Source organism: Nocardiopsis sp. CA-288880, from assembly GCF_050955985.1.
GTDB lineage: Bacteria > Actinomycetota > Actinomycetes > Streptosporangiales > Streptosporangiaceae > Nocardiopsis > Nocardiopsis tropica.
The window spans coordinates 6,085,457-6,101,933 of sequence record NZ_CP192105.1; the positions used below are offsets into that span (position 1 = coordinate 6,085,457).

Annotated in this window: 17 protein-coding genes and 1 pseudogene; 3 read left to right on the forward strand and 15 right to left on the reverse strand. The window is 70.5% G+C overall.

What is annotated here, in order from left to right:
* Positions 1-59: 59 nt before the first annotated feature.
* The 13 genes and pseudogenes from ccrA to ACQPYD_RS26265 all read right to left on the reverse strand — a co-directional run bounded on the left by ccrA (position 60) and on the right by ACQPYD_RS26265 (position 11,554).
* A complete protein-coding gene (gene ccrA / locus ACQPYD_RS26205) occupies positions 60-1,304 on the reverse strand; it encodes a crotonyl-CoA carboxylase/reductase (protein ID WP_433698142.1) in 1,245 nt (414 codons plus the stop codon).
* Between the two features lie 760 nt (positions 1,305-2,064).
* A complete protein-coding gene (locus ACQPYD_RS26210) occupies positions 2,065-3,876 on the reverse strand; it encodes an ABC transporter substrate-binding protein (protein WP_433698143.1) in 1,812 nt (603 codons plus the stop codon).
* Complete coding sequence (locus ACQPYD_RS26215) at positions 3,873-4,064, reverse strand: hypothetical protein (protein WP_344183895.1); 192 nt, start codon at positions 4,062-4,064, stop codon at positions 3,873-3,875. Before ACQPYD_RS26215 ends, ACQPYD_RS26210 begins: the two co-directional genes overlap by 4 nt.
* A gap of 4 nt (positions 4,065-4,068) precedes the next feature.
* Entirely contained in the window at positions 4,069-5,163 is a 1,095-nt protein-coding gene (locus ACQPYD_RS26220; protein WP_433698144.1) for an ABC transporter ATP-binding protein, read from the reverse strand.
* Entirely contained in the window at positions 5,156-6,241 is a 1,086-nt protein-coding gene (locus ACQPYD_RS26225; RefSeq protein ID WP_433698145.1) for an ABC transporter ATP-binding protein, read from the reverse strand. Before ACQPYD_RS26225 ends, ACQPYD_RS26220 begins: the two co-directional genes overlap by 8 nt.
* Positions 6,242-6,246: 5 nt before the next feature.
* Positions 6,247-7,125, reverse strand: a complete 879-nt coding sequence (locus ACQPYD_RS26230) for an ABC transporter permease (protein ID WP_433698146.1) — start codon at positions 7,123-7,125, stop codon at positions 6,247-6,249.
* Between the two features lie 18 nt (positions 7,126-7,143).
* Entirely contained in the window at positions 7,144-8,232 is a 1,089-nt protein-coding gene (locus ACQPYD_RS26235) for an ABC transporter permease (protein WP_433698147.1), read from the reverse strand.
* Positions 8,233-8,588: 356 nt separating this feature from the next.
* Positions 8,589-9,095 carry an ATP-binding protein gene (locus tag ACQPYD_RS26240; protein ID WP_433698148.1) on the reverse strand — a complete coding sequence of 169 codons (507 nt, stop codon included), beginning with the start codon at positions 9,093-9,095 and terminating at the stop codon, positions 8,589-8,591.
* On the reverse strand, positions 9,092-9,673 hold the full coding sequence (locus ACQPYD_RS26245; protein WP_433698149.1) for a hypothetical protein: 582 nt from the start codon (positions 9,671-9,673) through the stop codon (positions 9,092-9,094). Before ACQPYD_RS26245 ends, ACQPYD_RS26240 begins: the two co-directional genes overlap by 4 nt.
* A gap of 363 nt (positions 9,674-10,036) precedes the next feature.
* On the reverse strand, positions 10,037-10,309 hold the full coding sequence (locus ACQPYD_RS26250) for a hypothetical protein (RefSeq protein WP_433698150.1): 273 nt from the start codon (positions 10,307-10,309) through the stop codon (positions 10,037-10,039).
* Between the two features lie 167 nt (positions 10,310-10,476).
* Positions 10,477-10,650, reverse strand: a pseudogene (locus ACQPYD_RS26255) (BldC family transcriptional regulator); the annotation flags it as partial.
* A 248-nt stretch (positions 10,651-10,898) separates the two neighbouring features.
* Complete coding sequence (locus ACQPYD_RS26260; protein WP_433698151.1) at positions 10,899-11,126, reverse strand: hypothetical protein; 228 nt, start codon at positions 11,124-11,126, stop codon at positions 10,899-10,901.
* The gene (locus tag ACQPYD_RS26265; RefSeq protein ID WP_433698152.1) at positions 11,123-11,554 is read right to left on the reverse strand and encodes an ATP-binding protein; all 432 of its coding nucleotides are present in this window, start codon (positions 11,552-11,554) and stop codon (positions 11,123-11,125) included. The genes ACQPYD_RS26260 and ACQPYD_RS26265 overlap by 4 nt, the downstream gene beginning before the upstream one ends.
* A 322-nt stretch (positions 11,555-11,876) precedes the next feature.
* On the opposite strand from ACQPYD_RS26265, the gene ACQPYD_RS26270 reads away from it, so the two are divergent.
* Both ACQPYD_RS26270 and ACQPYD_RS26275 read left to right on the forward strand, forming a co-directional pair.
* Positions 11,877-12,698: a helix-turn-helix domain-containing protein gene (locus ACQPYD_RS26270; RefSeq protein WP_433698153.1), complete on the forward strand. Its 822-nt coding sequence runs from the start codon at positions 11,877-11,879 to the stop codon at positions 12,696-12,698.
* The gene (locus tag ACQPYD_RS26275; RefSeq protein ID WP_433698154.1) at positions 12,695-12,874 is read left to right on the forward strand and encodes a DUF397 domain-containing protein; all 180 of its coding nucleotides are present in this window, start codon (positions 12,695-12,697) and stop codon (positions 12,872-12,874) included. Before ACQPYD_RS26270 ends, ACQPYD_RS26275 begins: the two co-directional genes overlap by 4 nt.
* A 122-nt stretch (positions 12,875-12,996) precedes the next feature.
* Here ACQPYD_RS26275 and ACQPYD_RS26280 read toward each other — a convergent pair whose 3' ends face one another.
* Both ACQPYD_RS26280 and ACQPYD_RS26285 read right to left on the reverse strand, forming a co-directional pair.
* On the reverse strand, positions 12,997-13,773 hold the full coding sequence (locus ACQPYD_RS26280; RefSeq protein ID WP_433698155.1) for a protein kinase: 777 nt from the start codon (positions 13,771-13,773) through the stop codon (positions 12,997-12,999).
* A 304-nt stretch (positions 13,774-14,077) separates the two neighbouring features.
* The gene (locus ACQPYD_RS26285; protein WP_433698156.1) at positions 14,078-15,256 is read right to left on the reverse strand and encodes a methyltransferase domain-containing protein; all 1,179 of its coding nucleotides are present in this window, start codon (positions 15,254-15,256) and stop codon (positions 14,078-14,080) included.
* 841 nt (positions 15,257-16,097) lie between these two features.
* Here ACQPYD_RS26285 and ACQPYD_RS26290 point away from each other — a divergent pair.
* Entirely contained in the window at positions 16,098-16,328 is a 231-nt protein-coding gene (locus ACQPYD_RS26290) for a DUF397 domain-containing protein (RefSeq protein WP_433698157.1), read from the forward strand.
* Positions 16,329-16,477: the final 149 nt, after the last annotated feature.

Genomic DNA, 16,477 nt, shown 5'->3' on the forward strand with positions numbered 1-16,477 from the left:
TTGTGAAGTTTGGGCGTTTTGCCCGATTTAAACTCGTGCGAGTGCCCGCCCGGCCGTCCCTAGGAATCCAGTCCGGTCTGCCCCTGAACAGCGTTGACCAGCGCCGACATGTTGCCCGGAGGCTGGGCGTTGTCCTTCACGAGCTGATGGGCCTCACCGATCTCGTCGAACTCCACGATCTTGGTCACACACGGGTCGAGCTGGCCGTTGGCCACCAGTTCGATCACCATCCGGCACTGCGCCGGGGAGGCGAAGTGCGAGCCCTGGAGCCGCTTGAGCCGCATCCAGAGGAAGCGGAGGTCCACGTCGGCCTGGAAGCCCGAGGTTGCGCCGCAGAGCACCACCATCCCCGCGCTGTCGCACAGGTAGAGCGACGTCGGCAGGGTGTCGGCCCCGGTGTGCTCGAAGACGATGCGGGGTGCGCGCCGCTCCCCCAGCTCCTCCCAGAACTTCTTGCCGAACGAGCGTACCCCCCGCATCCACGCGGAGTAGGCCTGGGTGTCCGACTCGTCCGGCGTCCTGCCCCAGTGGTCGAACTCGGTGCGCAGGATCGTGCCGACCGCCCCCAGCTCCCGGCAGACCTCGGCCTTGGCCTCCGTGGAGACCACCGCGACCGGCTTTCCGCCCGCCTGCCGGGCCAGCTGGATGGCCGAGGTCCCGAGGCCCCCGGCGCCGCCCCAGATCAGCACCGGGTCCCCGGGGCGGACCACGTTGGGCTCCCAGCCGAAGAGCTGCCGGTAGGCCGTGGCCGCGCTCACGAGGAAGCCGCCCGCGACGTCCCAGGGAAGGTGGTCGGGCTTGCGGTGGCACTGGATGTCGCGCACGAGCGTGAACTGGCCGAAGGATCCGTAGTTGTTCTCGTAGCCCCACACCCGCATGCTCTGCGAGGCGACGGGGTCCCGCCCCATCCGGATGTCCTCGGAGCTCTCGTCCCACTGGCCGGGGGAGATGATGACGTGGTCGCCGACCTCGACGCCGCGCACGCCCTCCCCCACTGCCCAGACGACGCCCGCGCCGTCGGAGCCGCCGATGTGGTAGTCCTCCGTCGACCCGGCCTTCTCCCGCATCGAGATGACGTCGACGGGGTGGCCCATGGCCGCCCAGACGTTGTTGTAGTTGATGCCCGCGGCCATCGTGTAGACGAGGACGTGCCCGGGCCGGAGCTCGGGCACGGGGACGACCTCCCGTGCGAAGGCGTCGGAGGGGTCGCCGTAGCGCTCCCGGCGGAGGGTGAAGGCGTGCATGCGCGCGGGCACGTGGCCCTCGGGGGGGAGCTCACCGAGGTCGTACAGGTCCTTGTACATGAACGGTTCCTTTCGACAGTCAGGGCGTGGAGGGAGGGCGGGGGCTCTGTGCGCGGCCCTGGTCGCGCGGGGGCGGGGATGCCCTCCCGGCGGACGGGACCCGGGGCGGCCCGGGGAGGGCGGCGCCCCGGCGGGGGCCGCCGGAACACGCTCGCGCACGCGCGAATGCGGGGGGATCGGCACCGGCATGTGCACGCGCGCCTTCCCGTTCACAACAGGAAGACCGGAAATTGCCACAAGGGCTGACCGAATCCTGGTCCACAACGGCGCGGACGCGTCTCGCGGGGTGTGCGGCCGACGCGCCCACCGGAACTCCGGACACCGGGGCCCGGGGCGGAGGAGCGGGGGTCATGGCTCTCCTGTCAGTTCGTCGTCTCCTCGCCGAACACCGGCCCGGTCTCCACCGGGGCCGACGCTGAGCTGGGAATCCGCTACCGCCCGGGCCCGTGCGGGGCGCGCACGGGAGCCGTGCGGAAACGGTGGGGGCGGCGGGTTCCGCATGGTCTCCACGCGCCGGAGGGGGAAGGGAAAACCCGGCCCGGCGACGATTTCCTCCATGAAAGGACGGTTTGTCACATCCGTCCTCATGACGCACAGGAGACTACCTTCCCAAGGCGCACATGTGCATAAACGGACAGCATTCCAAGGAAAAGGGGGACGGACACACGAAGGGCGGGGACGGGCCCGGACCCGTCCCCGCCCGCCTCCGGCGCACCGGCCGGAGGCGGGCCGGTGCGGGCGGGCCGCACCGGCCCGCCGGCTACTCCTCGACCGGCGCCAGGTCGCCCTGGATCAGCGACAGGATGACGTGGTTGTCCTGGTACTGCTCGTTGTTGGCGGCCGGGTGCTCCTTGTCGAAGGACTGCACCCGCACGCCCTCCACCGCGGGGGCCAGGTACTTGTACGTCCAGATGGGGATGCGCGGCAGGAGTTCGTTGAAGACGATGGCCATCGTCTTCAGGGCCTCCATCTGCTCCTCCTCGGTCTCCGCCTGCTTGGCGACCTCGACCAGCTCGGCCAGGTCGACCTCGCCCTGGGAGGGGCTCTCCACGTTGAGGTCGAACGACTGGCCCGGGGACTCCTCGGTGCCCGAGTTCTCCAGCAGGAAGTTCATCTGGAAGGCGCCCCAGTAGTCGGGGATCTCCGGGTTGCCCCAGTGGCGGACCGCGACCTCGAAGTCACCGGCGCCCCAGATGCCCCAGGGGTTGTCCTGCGGAACGTTTCGGGCGGTCGTGGTGATGCCGAAGTCGTTCCAGGCCTCCTCCACCTGCGTGGCGGTCAGCTCGAAGTCGCCCCATCCGGCGACGCCGATGATCTCGTAGCTGGCCGGCTCGCCCTCGGAGGTGTGCCAGACGCCGTCCCGCCTGGTCCAGCCCGCCTCCTCCAGGAGTTCGGCGGCCCTGTCCAGGTCCTGGTCGTAGCGCTCGAACCCGGCCAGTTCGTCGGCGGTGAAGATCTCCTCCGCCTGGAGGTCCACCAGCCCCGCGTAGTGCTCGACCCGGGTGTACCCCTCGCCGCGGGCCACCTGGCCGACGGTGTCGCTGTCGAGGATGTGCGCGAGGGCCTTGCGCACCCGCACGTCCTGGAGCTCGGGCTTGGCGGCGTAGTTGAACATCAGGCCGCAGCCGTCGTAGCCCGCGTGCTCGATCCAGGTGAAGCCCTCCACCCCCTGGAACGCCTGCTGGTCGGCGGCGGAGGGGGCGAGGGTGGAGTAGTCCACCTCGCCCTGCTGCACCAGGAGGGCGGACTGGCGGTTGTCCCCCTTGTGGATGACGACCTCGTCGAACAGCACCTCCGTGCCCTGGTAGCCCTCCTCGTTGCGGACCAGGGTGATCCGCGCGTCGGACATCTGCTCCGGGTCGAAGCGGTACGGGCCGCTGCAGATGATCTCGTCGGGGTTGAACTCGATGAACTCGGCGTTGAACTCCGTGTGCTCGTCGTCGCCCTGGCGGACGCCGTCGGCGACCATCCGCACGGCGCGCTCGCCGAAGTCGGCGTAGGTGGTCTTGCTGACGATGCGGTGCTTGATGATGCTGCGCTCGATGTTGGGGAAGGGGTCCTCGAACCCCAGGCGCACGCTCACCGCGTCCAGCTGCTCCAGCTCCTGGACCTGCGGGAAGCCGACGCCCCACACCGGGGCCTCCAGGACGCGCATGGCGTAGCTCTGGATCATGTCGTCGGAGGTCAGGTCGGTGCCGTCGCTCCACCTCAGGCCGGAGCGCAGGGTGACGATCAGGTTGTCGCCGTCCCACTCCGTGCCCTCCAGGAGCAGGTAGTCCCACTCGTGCGTGCGCCAGTTGTAGATGCCGCCCGTGCACAGGAACAGGTCCTTGTACACGGAGTTGAGCAGCAGCGCCCCGTCCTCGACGTGGACGTTGCGCGTCTGGGAGTCCAGGTCGTAGTCGAAGACGCCGGTGAACTGCGTGGCGCCGCTCGACGCCCGGTCACCGCCGGCGCAGGAGGTGAGCAGGCCCGCGCCCGCCGCTCCGGCCGCGCCGAACCCGACCGCGCGGAGCAGGCGGCGCCGGCTCAGGTCCCGCATGAGGGGGTTGTCCGAGGGGGTGAAGGTCATTCTTGACTCTTCCTTTCCAGTAGGACGGCGATCAGTCCGAGGGAGAGCACGACGAGGCCGATCACGACGGTGACGACGCTGATGACGAACTCGGCTGAGCCGGGGGGGTTCAGTACGGCGAGGAGGGCGCTGGCCAGGGTGAGGAACGCTCCGGCCAGGAGGGCGAAGCGGCCGACGAGGAGGAGCACGTCCTCACTCCCCGGTGACCACGTGGCAGGCGAGCAGCCGGTCGTGGCTGCGCACCAGCGGCGGTCGGAGGGTGTCGCAGGCGCCCTGCGCGTAGAGGGGGCAGCGCGGGTGGAAGTCGCATCCGGGCGGCAGGTCGGTGAGGTCGGGGATGTCGGCGCTGCGCAGCCGGACCCGCTCCTTGGTCCGGGCCAGGTCGGGGTCCGGCTCGCACACGGCGGAGACGAGGGCGCGGGTGTAGGGGTGCCGGGGGTCGTTGACCACCTGCGGCGTGGGTCCGTGCTCGACGACCTTGCCCAGGTACATGACGGCGATCTCGCCGTCCCACGCGAAGTACTTGGCCACGGCCAGGTCGTGGGTGATGAACAGGAAGCTGACGCCCAGCTCGTCCCGCAGCTTCCCCAGGGTGTTGAGCAGGCTGACGCGGATCGACACGTCCAGCATTGAGGTGGACTCGTCGGCGATGATCACCTCGGGGTTCATCGCGAGCGCCCGGGCGACGGCGACGCGCTGGCGCTGGCCGCCGGACATCTGGTGCGGGTACTTGTCGAGGTAGTCCTCGGCGGGGGTGAGGTCGACCCGCTCCAGGAGCTCGGTGACGGCCCGGCGGGCCTCGTGGCGGTCCTTGACCATCTTGTGGCGGCGCAGTCCGGCGGAGACCGTGGAGCAGACGGTGCGCACCGGGTTGAGGGAGGCGTAGGGGTCCTGGTGGATGTACTGGACGGCGCGGCGGAACACGGAGCGCTCGTGCTTGTCCATCGCGGCGACGTCCCTGCCCCGGAAGAGGACGGAGCCCGCGGTGGGGGCGGCGAGTCCCGCGGCCATGCGGGCGCTGGTGGTCTTGCCGCAGCCGGACTCGCCGACCAGGCACAGCACCTGGCCGGCGCGGACCTCCAGGTCGACCCCGGCGACGGCGGGGACGTCGCCGCGCGGGGTGCCGAAGACCTGGTGGACCCCCTGGAGGCTGAGGACGGGCGGGGCGGCCTCGCGCAGGGCGGCGGCCCCGGGGGCGGACTCGGCGGACGGGCCGCCTCCGTCCGGACCCCCTGCGGCGGTGTCCGCGCGGTCCGGCCGGGGCGCGGGTGCGGTGCGGTCAATCACGGGTGGCCCCCTCGAGGATTTCGTGGGTACGCAGGCAGGCCGCGGCGTGGCTCAGCCCCTCGGCGCGGGGCCGGAGCACGTCCAGGGCGGGGCGGGTGTGCGAGCAGGCGTCGACGGCGTGCGCGCAGCGCGGGGCGAAGGAGCAGCCCGGCGGCAGCGCGGTGAGGCTGGGAGGCCCGCCCGGCAGCGACTGCGGGACGGTGAGGTCGCCCGCGACGGGCGGCACGGAGTTGATCAGCGCCGACGTGTAGGGGTGGCGGGCCCGGTAGAAGATGTCGCGGGTGGTGCCGGTCTCGATCATGCGGCCCGCGTACATGGTGCCGACGCGGTCGGCGAGTTCGGCGGCCAGGCCCAGGTCGTGGGTGATGAAGACCATCGCGAACCGCAGTTCGTCGCGGAGTTCGGCGAGGCGCTCGACGATGGAGCGCTGGGTGAGGATGTCCAGCGCGGTCGTGGGCTCGTCGAGGATGAGGAGCTGCGGCTTCAGGGCGAGGGCGAGCGCGATGAGGGCGCGCTGGCGCATGCCGCCGGACAGCTCGTGGGGGAAGCTCCCCAGGACGCGGGCGGGGTCGAGCCGGACCGTCGTGAGCAGGTCGGCGGACTGCTCCAGGATCTCCTTGCGGGGGCGGCGCCGTCCGCCCTCGTGGGCGCGGAAGGTGTCGAGGAAGTGGTCCTCGATGCGCAGCACGGGGTTGAACGCGTTCATGGCGCCCTGGAAGACCATGGCGGCCTCGTTCCAGCGGAAGCGGCGCAGGTCCTCCCTGGCGAGGGTGCGGACGTCGACGAGCCGGCCGTCCTTGCGGCGGAACAGGATCTCCCCCGAGGAGACGACGCCCGTGCGCGGGAGCAGGCGGAGCAGGCCGAGGCCGAGGGTGGTCTTGCCGCAGCCGGACTCGCCGACCAGCGCCATGGACTGGCCGGGGTAGAGGTCGAAGGAGACGTCGCGGACGGCGGTGACCCGGGTTCGGCGCCCGGTCCGGTAGCCGACGTCGACGCCGCGGACGGAGAGCAGCGCCCCTTCGGCGGGGCCTCCGTCCGGGGCCTTCCCGGCGGCCGGGGCGGCGGGGTGGTCGGTCACTGGGCTCACCTGTCCCGGAGTCGTGGGTTGAGGGCCTGCTCCAGGGACCGGGTCATGGTGACCAGGCCGATCTGGAAGAGCATGATCATCACCATCGGGGCGACCAGGAACGGGGCGGCCTGCGGCAGCAGGAAGGCGTTGTTGTCCCAGGCCTGCTGGATCATCAGCCCCCAGTTGGCGGCGGTGCTCGGCAGGAGGCCGAGCAGGTACATGCCGACGACCGCGTAGATGGCGTTGGTGATGGCGATGATGAAGTTGATGAAGATGTAGCCCGCCATGTTGGGCAGCACCTCGACGAAGATGATGCGGGCGGTGCCCAGGTCCTGGAGGCGGGCGGCCTCGATGAACTCGCGTTCCTTGAGGGTGAGCACCTGGGCGCGGATGGACCGCATGAGGTAGGGCCAGGTGACGAGGCCGATGATGAGCGAGACCATCAGCGGGGACGCGGCGCGGTAGAACGAGGCGATGACCAGCATGAGCACGATGAACGGGATGGTCATCGTGATGTCGGTGAGCTGGAGCAGGAAGTGGTCGACGCGCCCGCGCAGGTAGCCGGCGAGGCTGCCCAGGACGACGGCGATGGCGACCGTGATGAGCGCGGCGGTGACGCCGACCCAGATGGGCTCGCGTCCGCCCAGCACGAGCTGGATGAACGTGTCCTTGCCCTCGTGGTTGGTGCCGAGCCAGTGCTCGGACGTCATCGGGCCCCAGATCTTGGTGACGTCCGTGGGGTTGTCGGTCTCGATGAGCAGCGGGCCGACGAAGGAGAAGAGCAGGACGCTCAGGACGAGGCAGAGCCCGACGAACCCGCTGGTGCTGCGGGTGATGCCCTGCCAGATCGCGCCCCAGACCCCGACTCCGGGGGCGGCGGTGGTGACTGCCATGGTGCTGTCCCCCTGGTTCTAGTTGCGGATGCGCGGATCGAGGCGGCTGTAGAGCATGTCCGCGACGAGGTTGGCGACCACCACGCACGAGGTGATGATGATGAGCAGGCCCTGGAGCAGGGGGTAGTCGCGGTAGTTGACCGCGTCGAGGAGGAGCCCGCCGACGCCCTTGTAGACCAGGACCTGTTCGACGAAGATCGCTCCGCCGACGAGGGTGCCGAAGGAGATGGCGATCTGGGCGACCAGGGGCAGCACCGCGTTGCGGCCGACGTAGGCGACGGCGATGCGCCGGTCGCGCAGGCCCCGGGCGCGGGCGACGGTGACGTAGTCCTCGCTGAGGACCTCGGTGGTGGACGCCTTCATGACGAGCATCCAGGTGCCGATGATGGCGAGCACGTAGGTGAGGATCGGCAGCGAGGCGTGGAAGAACGCGTCGCCGACGAACTCCGGGTTGAACCCGGCCTGCACGCCGGGGCTGACGGTGCCGCGCAGCTCGATGGGGTTGAACCAGCCCAGGTACATGCCGCCGCCGACGACGAGCACCATGGCGATGAGGTAGTTGGGCACGGCCCCCAGGACCGAGGCGGCGACGCTGAGCACGTGGTCGAGGAACTGGTTGCGCCGGTAGGCCATGACCATGCCGAGCGCGAGGCCCAGGACCACCGCGATGACGGTGCCGACGCCGATGCTGAACAGGGTCCAGGGCAGGTAGGCGCCGATGGCGTCCATGACGCTGACGCCGGGCCGGTTGATGGTGTTGCCCATGTCGAACGTGACCAGGCCGACGAGGAAGTCCCACCACTGCTGGTAGAGGGGGGCGTCGACGTCGTAGGCCAGCGAGTTCATGGCGACGGCGCGGGCCTCCTCCATCGTCATGCCGTTCTGGGTGAGGCGTCCGGCCATGACGTCGATGGGGTCGCCGGGCATCGCGCGCCCGAGGAAGAAGGTGACGTTGGCGACGACGAACACCACGACGAGAGCCTTGCGGACCTTGACGACGGCGTAGTGGTTCCAGATCCGCCGCAGCGGCGGGGCGGGGGCGTCGGTGCGCGCCGATGTGGCGTCCCCGGCGCCTGGTGGCGGGGAGGCCGCGATTTCGGTGGCCACGGGGCTCCTTCGGGCAGGGGGTGCGGCTGGTGGTCTGGGGGCACCATCTTTTATTAGGAAAGTTTCCTAATAAATCGCCACCGTAACCCGAAGGATGTGGCGTGCACCACCCCCGTGACCAAACGGCGTCTTCCGCGCGACACGATCGGCATCACAAAGCGAACAAACAGGAATAAAATAGCTCATTACCGACAGTCCGTACGCACCAACGCGTTGTGCTCTGCACAAAAGTGGCCAGGTCACAGACCTGGAATCCCGCCGGTCCGGCCCCCGGCGTCCCCCGGCCCCGCCGGTGCGGAGGCGTCGACGGGGCCGGGGGTGCTGTGGCAACGGAGGGGCCGGTGGCACCGGGCGGGTCAGCGGGTGAACACGTAGGGGCGCAGGCCGCCCGGCACCCCGGAGGGTTCGACGTCGAACTCCGCCCAGACCCGGGTGCCCAGGTCGGCCCAGGGGGCGAGGCGCAGGTGTCCCCAGCGGCGGGTGAGGTTCTCGATGAGCAGGAGCCCGCGCTGGCCCTCCGCCTCGCCCCACTCGTCGTCGGTGCGCCCGTGCGGGACGGCGGGGACTCCCCCTCCCCCGCCGGAGTCGCTGACCGAGAACAGCAGGGTGTCGGCGGCCGTGAGGGACAGCGAGCGGATGACCTCGCCGCCCTCCGCCCGGCCCGAGTCGGTGTACTTGACGCCGTTGGCGAAGAGCTCGCTGGCGCACAGGACCACGGTGTCGACCAGGTCGGGGTCGAACCCGGCCAGGTCGGCGGCGAGGTCGGCGCGGACCCGGGCCAGCCGGGAGAGGCTGCCGGGGTAGAGGCGGTGCTCCCAGAAGACGAGGGGGCGCGGTGCGTCGGTGGGCGTCGGGGGGTTCACGCGGGCACCCCCCGGTACTCGCGCCGGGCGGCCGGGACGCGGTCATCGGAGGGGGCGCGATGGGCGGCCCGAACGCGGTGGGTGGCCGGAACCCGGTGGGCGGCGCGGGCGAACCCGTCGAGCGTGCGGGGCTCCTGGCGGGGTGCGGGGAGTGGTGCCGGAGCGCCCGCCGGGACGGGCGTCCCGGCGGCGGGGCCGGTGCGGGTCCACTGCCGCAGGCGGGCGTCGGCACGGGCCTGGACCAGGGCGAGTTCGCGTTCGTGGGCCGCGTAGTAGGGGCGGACGAGGGCGGTCTCCCCGGCGGGCGCGGCCCCGCTCGGCGGTGCGGGCGGGTGGGGCGGTGCGGGCGGGTGGGGCGCGGGGAGGCCGGGGCGCACGGGACGCGTGGAACCGGCGGGCCGGACGGGGACCGCGCCGACCGGCGGCGGGGCGGCCGGGAGCGGGGCGTAGCGGCGGACCCGCGTGGAGCGGCGTCGGCGGCGGAGTGCCCTGGCGGAGTGGCGTCCGCGCGGGGGGAGGAGGAGGGCCTTGGCCGCCCCCAGCGCATAGCTGAGAAGGGCAGCGCTAAACTGGCGCATGCTGGCAATTTCCTTGCGTTTGAAGGGTTGAAGGTTGCTGGCCACGACCCCGGACGGCGCTTAACCGTCGCGGGGTCATTGTGTGGATGGAGTTGTGGGGCCAGAGTAGGGGCAGGGGTGGGGTGGTGGCGTACTTTTTCGCGAACTACCCCGGGGTAATATGCGGATCGCCGTTTCCCCGCAGGTCAAGAGAGGGCGAGAGGGGTCGAATCAGGCCACCGACCCCCGTCTGAATAATCCGCGATGCCGGAATTGATGGCTTTTGCGAGACGGCACGGTTCTCCGTGCGGGGATTCGGTCGGATGTCCGGTGCGCGGGGCGCTCCCCCTGCGCCGCGAGTTCCCGTGCCGGGGCATGCGCCTTTCACGTGTTCGCGGTGCGGCGGTGGTGCCAGTGGCGGATCGCGGCGCCCAGGCAGGCGGTGTCGGCGGCGTCCACCCGTGCGCGGGCGGCGTCCAGGCGGGCCTGGGCCGCGGCGACCTGTTGCTGGGCGGCGATCTGGGCCAGGCGCGCCAGTCCCGCGGCGGCGTCGGCCGCCGCCCGTTCCCGCTCGCGCATCGCCGTGTGGGCGCGGTGTTCGGCGTGCGCGGTGTAGGGGCGCAGGAGCGGGGTCCCGTCGCTGGAGGGCGCGTTCACCCTGGTTCCCTTCCTTCTCAGGGCTTGTTCGTCCGGGTGCGCAGGGTGGTGATGAGGTCGTTGATGCGGGCGGCGGCGGTGGGGTCGCCGTGGGCGGTGGCCAGGTCGCGGACCTCTTCCAGGGCCAGCAGGACGGCTCCGCCGCCGGTGCCGGGGTCGGGGGTGGTGAGCAGGGTGTTGATCTGGGTCTGGGGGTAGCGGCGGTGCCCGCCCAGGGTCTTGACCGAGGCCAGGCGGCCGTCCTTTTCCCAGCGGGCGACGGTCTTGGGGTCCACGCGGAAGAGGCGGGCGACCTCTGCGGGGGTGAGCAGGGTGTCGGCGTTCTCGACCAGGTCGGGCAGGGGTCCGGTGGGCACGGTGTTCTCCGTCAGCGTGTGTCGTCGGGTGCGGGTTGTGGTCGGGTGTCGGGTGTCGGTGGTGGGTCGGGTGTGAGTGGAGGGGTCGGGTCCGGTCCGGGGAAGTACGACCGGACCCGAGTGGGTGGGACGGGGCCGCCGGCCCCCCTTTTCGGCGGCGGCCCCGCGGCCCGGTGGTGGTGCTTCACCGGGCGGGGAACCCCCGGGCGCAGCGGTGCCGCCCGGAGGGGGTTTCAGGGAGAGCGGCCGGCGGCGACCGTACGCACCACGTGCCGCATCTGCCGGGAGAGCCGGTCCGGGTCCGCGCAGCGCAGCGGCGCCACCGTGGCCGGACCGAGGTAGAACGCCACCCACATACGCAGCGAGTAGGACCACATCACCACCCAGTACGGGGCGTGGCGGCGGGCCAGCGCGGCGGCCAGGTCCCGCTCCTCGCGGTCGTGCCCGGGATGCCACCTCACGGGTTCTCGACCACCGCGCGCACCGTCAACGGCCCCGCCCCGGCGCCCTTCCACGCCCAGTCCCACTCCCAGTACACGGCCAGGTGGTCCACCAGGTGCAGACCCGGCAGCGGGGCCTGCCGGGGATCGCCCAGACGCGGATAGGGGATGACGGTGTCGCCCCGGGGGCCGTTGTCGGTCACCGCGACGCCGACCAGGAACGGGTTGACGTCGACGACCACCCGCACGGTCCCACCGGGGTCCCCGGAACGGGAGTGTTTGCGGGCGTTGGACACGAGCGCTTCGGCCACCAGACCGACCGGTTTCCTCGCCCGGCGGGGGACCACCGTGGGTACCCAGGCGGCCAGGGCGGTGCAGCCGCGCTCGTGGCCCAGGAGGATGCCGTGCCGGTGGGGCTCGCTGAACCCGATCCGGTGCGGATAGGGCACAGCGGGCCCGGACGCGGGATCTGGCTTCGGTGCCGAAGCGGCGATAGGCTGCAATCGTCTCACCTCGTGTCATTGCGTGACAGGTGGGGCTTTTGCCTCGGAGGCCGCCTCGAATCGGCTTCCGGGGCTCTTTTGTGTCCTTTCGGGCGCTATTTCCCTACAGGCAGAAGTGGATAAGACGTCGCCCGCCTACCGTCCACCTCAGCCGGGAAGGCCCTTCATCATGAACCTTGCCAACTGAACCGCCTCTCGGTCTATGATTACCGCCCAAGACGGTAAAAGTTCTATGACCAGCGGTTCCGTTGGGTAAGCGAGTGATGCTTTGAGGAAAACGGAGGAGAGCGAAGAAGCTGCACGGCTTCGCTTTGGAAGGCTGCTCAGGAAACTCCGAGGTCAGGCAGGGCTCTCTCAGCAGGAACTTGCCGCTCTCGCCACCGTTTCCCAGAGCACGGTCAGTGATTTGGAGCTCGGGAAAAAAGGGACGCGTCGGGAACCAGTGGTTCGTCTGGATCACGCTCTTACCGCACGGGGCGTTCTCATGGACGCGTGGGATGCGGTGTTCTCCGGCTTCGGCATGACCGCGTACTTTCGCGAAGTGGCCGAGGCTGAGCAGACGGCTGTCAAGATCCGTGACTACTCCCACGGCCTGGTTCATGGACTGCTCCAAACCGAGGGCTATGTCAGGGCCATCAACGAGATCGCGAAGCCGGAAGCCCCTCAGAGCAGCTTCGATCACATCGTCAAGGCCAGGCAGCATCGTCAACAAGTTCTGGAACAGGCCCACCCACCTGCGTTGATGTTGCTCCTGGACGAAGTGGTGCTTCTGCGCCGCTTCCGTGACCCCCAGGTGATGAAGGACCAAATCAGCCGTCTTATCGACCTGTCCCGCCGTCCCCGCATCAAGATTCAGGTGGTGCCGATCGCGACCGAAGGACATGCGGGTCTGGGCGGGTCCTTTACGCTGATTGAGGTACCGGACAGTCACCCGTTCGTGTACATCGAAAGCCAGGAGACCGGGGTGTCACTCAAGCAGCAAGAGGTTGTGGCAAGCTACGAGCGGATATTCGCGGACCTGGGAAGCGCCGCTCTGCCGGTACCCGCGTCACGGTCCCGCATGGAAGAGATTCGAGGCAGCATCACATGATGACCGAGGACTGGAACAAGTCCACCTACAGCAACGCGAACGGCGGCCAGTGCGTGGAGGCCCGCTGCGATCAGGCCGCGGTCCTGGTGCGCGACACCCAGAACCGGCCGCTCGGCCACCTGGAGGCCCCGGCCCCCGAGTGGACCGCGCTGCTGGCGGCTGTGCGCGGCCGGTAGCCCCCACGAACGCGAAGAACCGCACCCCGTCAGTGTTGGTGACGGGGTGCGGTTCTCGTGTTCAGCGGGTTCAGGCTACCCCGGGCCAGGACACACCACCAGGACCGAAGGCCCCAGAGCACCTATCGCGCGCCCAGGTGCTCCGCCCACGCCTCCGCGGCCACCAGCATCGCCTTCAACCACTCCTCCTCCGGCCGCATCTCGACCAGCCACTCGTGCAGGCGAACGTCGGCACGGGCGAACGCCTGCGCGCTCTCCGGCGAAGACGCCTTCCACGCCTCCAACTGCCCCACCCACCCCTCGGCGGACTCCGGGGAGTGGTGGGCGGAGACGAGTTGGACAGCCAGGTCCGTGGGCATGATGACCGGCGCCCCGTGCGTGGGCCACGCCCAGTCCAGGAGCCACGTCCCGCCCTCGGTGAGGAGGAAGTTGTGTCCGTGGACGTCGGTGTAGGTCAACGAGTCCCCGCGCAGAAGGGCCTTCTCCTCCTCGGTGGCGAACCGGTCCCACCGGGTCTCCTCCCACCCCCGGGCCACGGCGGGCAGGGGGATCTTCGACACCCTGTTCAGGGCCTCCACGACCCGGCCCAGGTCGGGTGAGCCCGGCCGGAAGTTGGCCGGCCTACCCTCGATGGCGTCGAAGCCCATCACGAACCAGTGCTCGTCCTCTGTCTGCCACCGCATCGTCGGGGTGACGTCCCGGACGAACGGGTTGATGGTCGCTTCCCGTTGGGCGGAGTCCAGGCGTCCGCCGGGCCGGTTCGGGACCCCTTTGACGAAGAACTCCCCCGCTTCGCCGCTGACAAGGGCTGTGGTGCTCCAGCCGAAACTTTTACCAGCGGGGCGGACCCGGCTGATGCCACCGGTGTGGGGGCGGATGAGGTCGGTGAACGGGATCATGGTGTCCTCAGTTGCGGGGGTCGCACACGCTTCCGGGGCCTCCGGGGGAGCACCAGTGGTCTGGTTCGCAGGTGATGATGGTGTGTTCGTCATCGTCGTCGTCCGGTCCTTTGGCTTCTTGGATGGCGGTCCGGGCGTTGCTCATGTCGGGGCCGACCAGGACGGGCAGGGCCGATGGTGTTCCCGGGGAGGTTTTCCGGAGCCCGGAGAAAGAGCGGAGCCGGGCCCCGGACTCCCCGACCCCTGCTCACCGCAGGCGTGTGTCCGGGGTGTCCACCCACAGGTGCGTGCCTGTCAGCAACGGTCAGGTGCGATGTTCCGGGACCGGGAGCGGCCAGCGGTGAGCGCTGTCCGGCGACCCGAACCACACCCACTGGTCGGTGGCGGTGACGGTCGCGCCGAACGCGCTCCAGGACGGTCGTCCTTCACCCTCCCACCAGCGGTGCGTGTGATCCACCAGATCCCACAGTCGGCGCGGAGCGCCCTGGACCACCCGGTGGCGTCCATCGACGGGACGCGTCTCCACCTCCGCCCACGCCCCGTCCGCACCCTCCAGGAACAACAGCTCGGTCCCGTCGTCGGCCTGTGAGACCACCGTGCGGGCATCGACGGTCGCGAGCTGGGCCACGAAGGAAGCCTCGGGCTGCGCCGTGAGGACCTTCGGGTCCAGGTCGGTCCATCCCGCTTCGCCGTCGTCGTCCACCGATACACGCTCCACCGGCCGATGCGTACGCGCGGGCATGAACCCCGCCCCCTGGGGAAGGAACCGCCCCTGCGCGATGCCGTCCCCGACCCTCAGGCGCAGCACGGCGCCGCCGGTGCCTCCGGCGACGTTGACCAGGATCATCCCGCCCGGTGCGACCTGGTCGAGCCAGGCGGGGGGAACGTGGGTGAACGCCGTGGTCGAGGTGATCCGGTCATAGGGAGCACGCTCCGGGTAGCCCTGGTGCCCGTCGTGCTCGGCCACCACGGGCCGGTAGCCCTGCGAGGCCAGGGCCCGGGCCGCACCCGCGACGAGTCCGGGAGAGATGTCGATGCTCGTCACCCGCTCGTCGCCCAGGACCTCGCACAGCACCGCAGCGTTGTACCCCGACCCCACCCCGATCTCCAACACCCGGGGGTTCGCCTCCAGGCCCAGCTCGCGCAGGTGCCGGGCCATCAGGCTCGGCATCGTGGAGGAGCTGGTCCACCGGCCCGCCCCGGAGCCGCCCGGCAGCGCCTCGGTGACCGGTTCGCCGTTGATCTCGATGATGAGGGTCTGGTCGGCGTAGACGTGCTCGGCCCATTCCTCGCGCTGCTCGGGCACAGCACGGTCCACGAGCCGGTAGCGGGTCCCCTGGCCGGTGTGGTCGAACAGCGCGAAAGCGGGAACGAACGCGCCCCGGTCCACGACCCGGAACGCCTCGGCGAGGACGGTCCCCTCCTCCAGCTCCCCGGCCCCGGTCAGACGGTCGACCAGCCCCGACGACGGATCAGTGATCACTGGCGCCCTTTCAAGAGTGTGGCGATGGACGCGGCGAACGGTCTCACCGGACGGCGGAGGCGTCAGCGTTCCCACGTGATCGGGTTCCGGTGCGGATTCCTCCCACGCCCGCTTCTGGCGGAACCCGTGCCCGGCAAGGGTCTCCTCCCACGCCCCGGGCGTACCTGTCCCAGTAGCTCGGGATGTCCGTAGTGGGATCAGGCATGGCGGCGGTCCTCGCGGCTCGGGTGGCAGAACCCGCGCACCACGGTAGCCACGCCACAGCTGGGACGGCAGGGAAACAACGAAAGAAGCCGACGCCCACGGGGGCGTCGGTTCCTCGGATTCCCCCCGGGCCGCCGGTCCTGGCGATGCCGGCTCGGCTCTCTCCGTCCGGAGACTCCAGGAGCGTGGAGCGGGTGCCCAGCGTGGATCTCTTCCTCGTGGGGGGTGACGGGTCGGCGAGAAGCCCTCCCCGTCGGCCGCTCTGCGCGAGCACCGGTCCTTGTCCCGCTGAGACGACTGTGGCCGCCCTTCAGCGCTCGACCTGCCCGGGGACGCGGGGTGCTGTCACAGGCACGGTAGCCCGATGGACACGTTCTGTCAGGAACTTGGCACGATGGGGACACCAACTCTTCGACCGGGCCACCAGATCGGGACGGCTCATGGATCTCGGCCACAGCACACAACCCCGAAGACCCCGGGTAGGAGCCCAGAGCACCTATCGCGCGCCCAGGTGCTCCGCCCACGCGGGGGCCGCCACCGCCAGCACGTCCGACCTCGCTTCACGACGGCCTGTCTACGACGCATCACGTGCCGGTAGCCTCGCCCCATGTGCTGTCAGAAGCCTGGGGAGGCTGACATGGCGGTGATCCCCGACGGCGGGTTCCAGCCCGCCCCCACTCCCGACGACGGTTGGCGCAAGAGCAGCTACAGCGGTGCTCGCGGAGACTGCGTCGAGGTCAACGAGACGGCCGTCGCCGGTGCGGTGTTCCTGCGCGACACCCGCCACCGCGACCTGGCCACCCTCGCCTTCCCCGGCCTGGAGTGGAGCGCCTTCCTCAACGGGACCGTCCGGATCTGGGCGCGCTGACCGGAAAGATCCGCGGCCCTGCCCCTCTCCACCCCCGCCCCGGCGCCTCCGGCGGGCCGACACCGCCGGCTCGGCACGTCACTGTCCGCATCCGGCCATGAGCCGGATCCATGACATTCGTCAATGTTGCACACGTACGTCCGGTTCGT

Coding starts and splice junctions, on each gene's coding strand:
- ccrA (WP_433698142.1), bottom strand. CDS start 1,304: ATGTACAAGGACCTGTACGACCTCGGTGAGCTCCCCCCCGAGGGCCAC.
- ACQPYD_RS26210 (WP_433698143.1), bottom strand. CDS start 3,876: ATGACCTTCACCCCCTCGGACAACCCCCTCATGCGGGACCTGAGCCGG.
- ACQPYD_RS26230 (WP_433698146.1), bottom strand. CDS start 7,125: ATGGCAGTCACCACCGCCGCCCCCGGAGTCGGGGTCTGGGGCGCGATC.
- ACQPYD_RS26245 (WP_433698149.1), bottom strand. CDS start 9,673: ATGCGCCAGTTTAGCGCTGCCCTTCTCAGCTATGCGCTGGGGGCGGCC.
- ACQPYD_RS26275 (WP_433698154.1), top strand. CDS start 12,695: ATGATGACCGAGGACTGGAACAAGTCCACCTACAGCAACGCGAACGGC.
- ACQPYD_RS26280 (WP_433698155.1), bottom strand. CDS start 13,773: ATGATCCCGTTCACCGACCTCATCCGCCCCCACACCGGTGGCATCAGC.
- ACQPYD_RS26290 (WP_433698157.1), top strand. CDS start 16,098: ATGGCGGTGATCCCCGACGGCGGGTTCCAGCCCGCCCCCACTCCCGAC.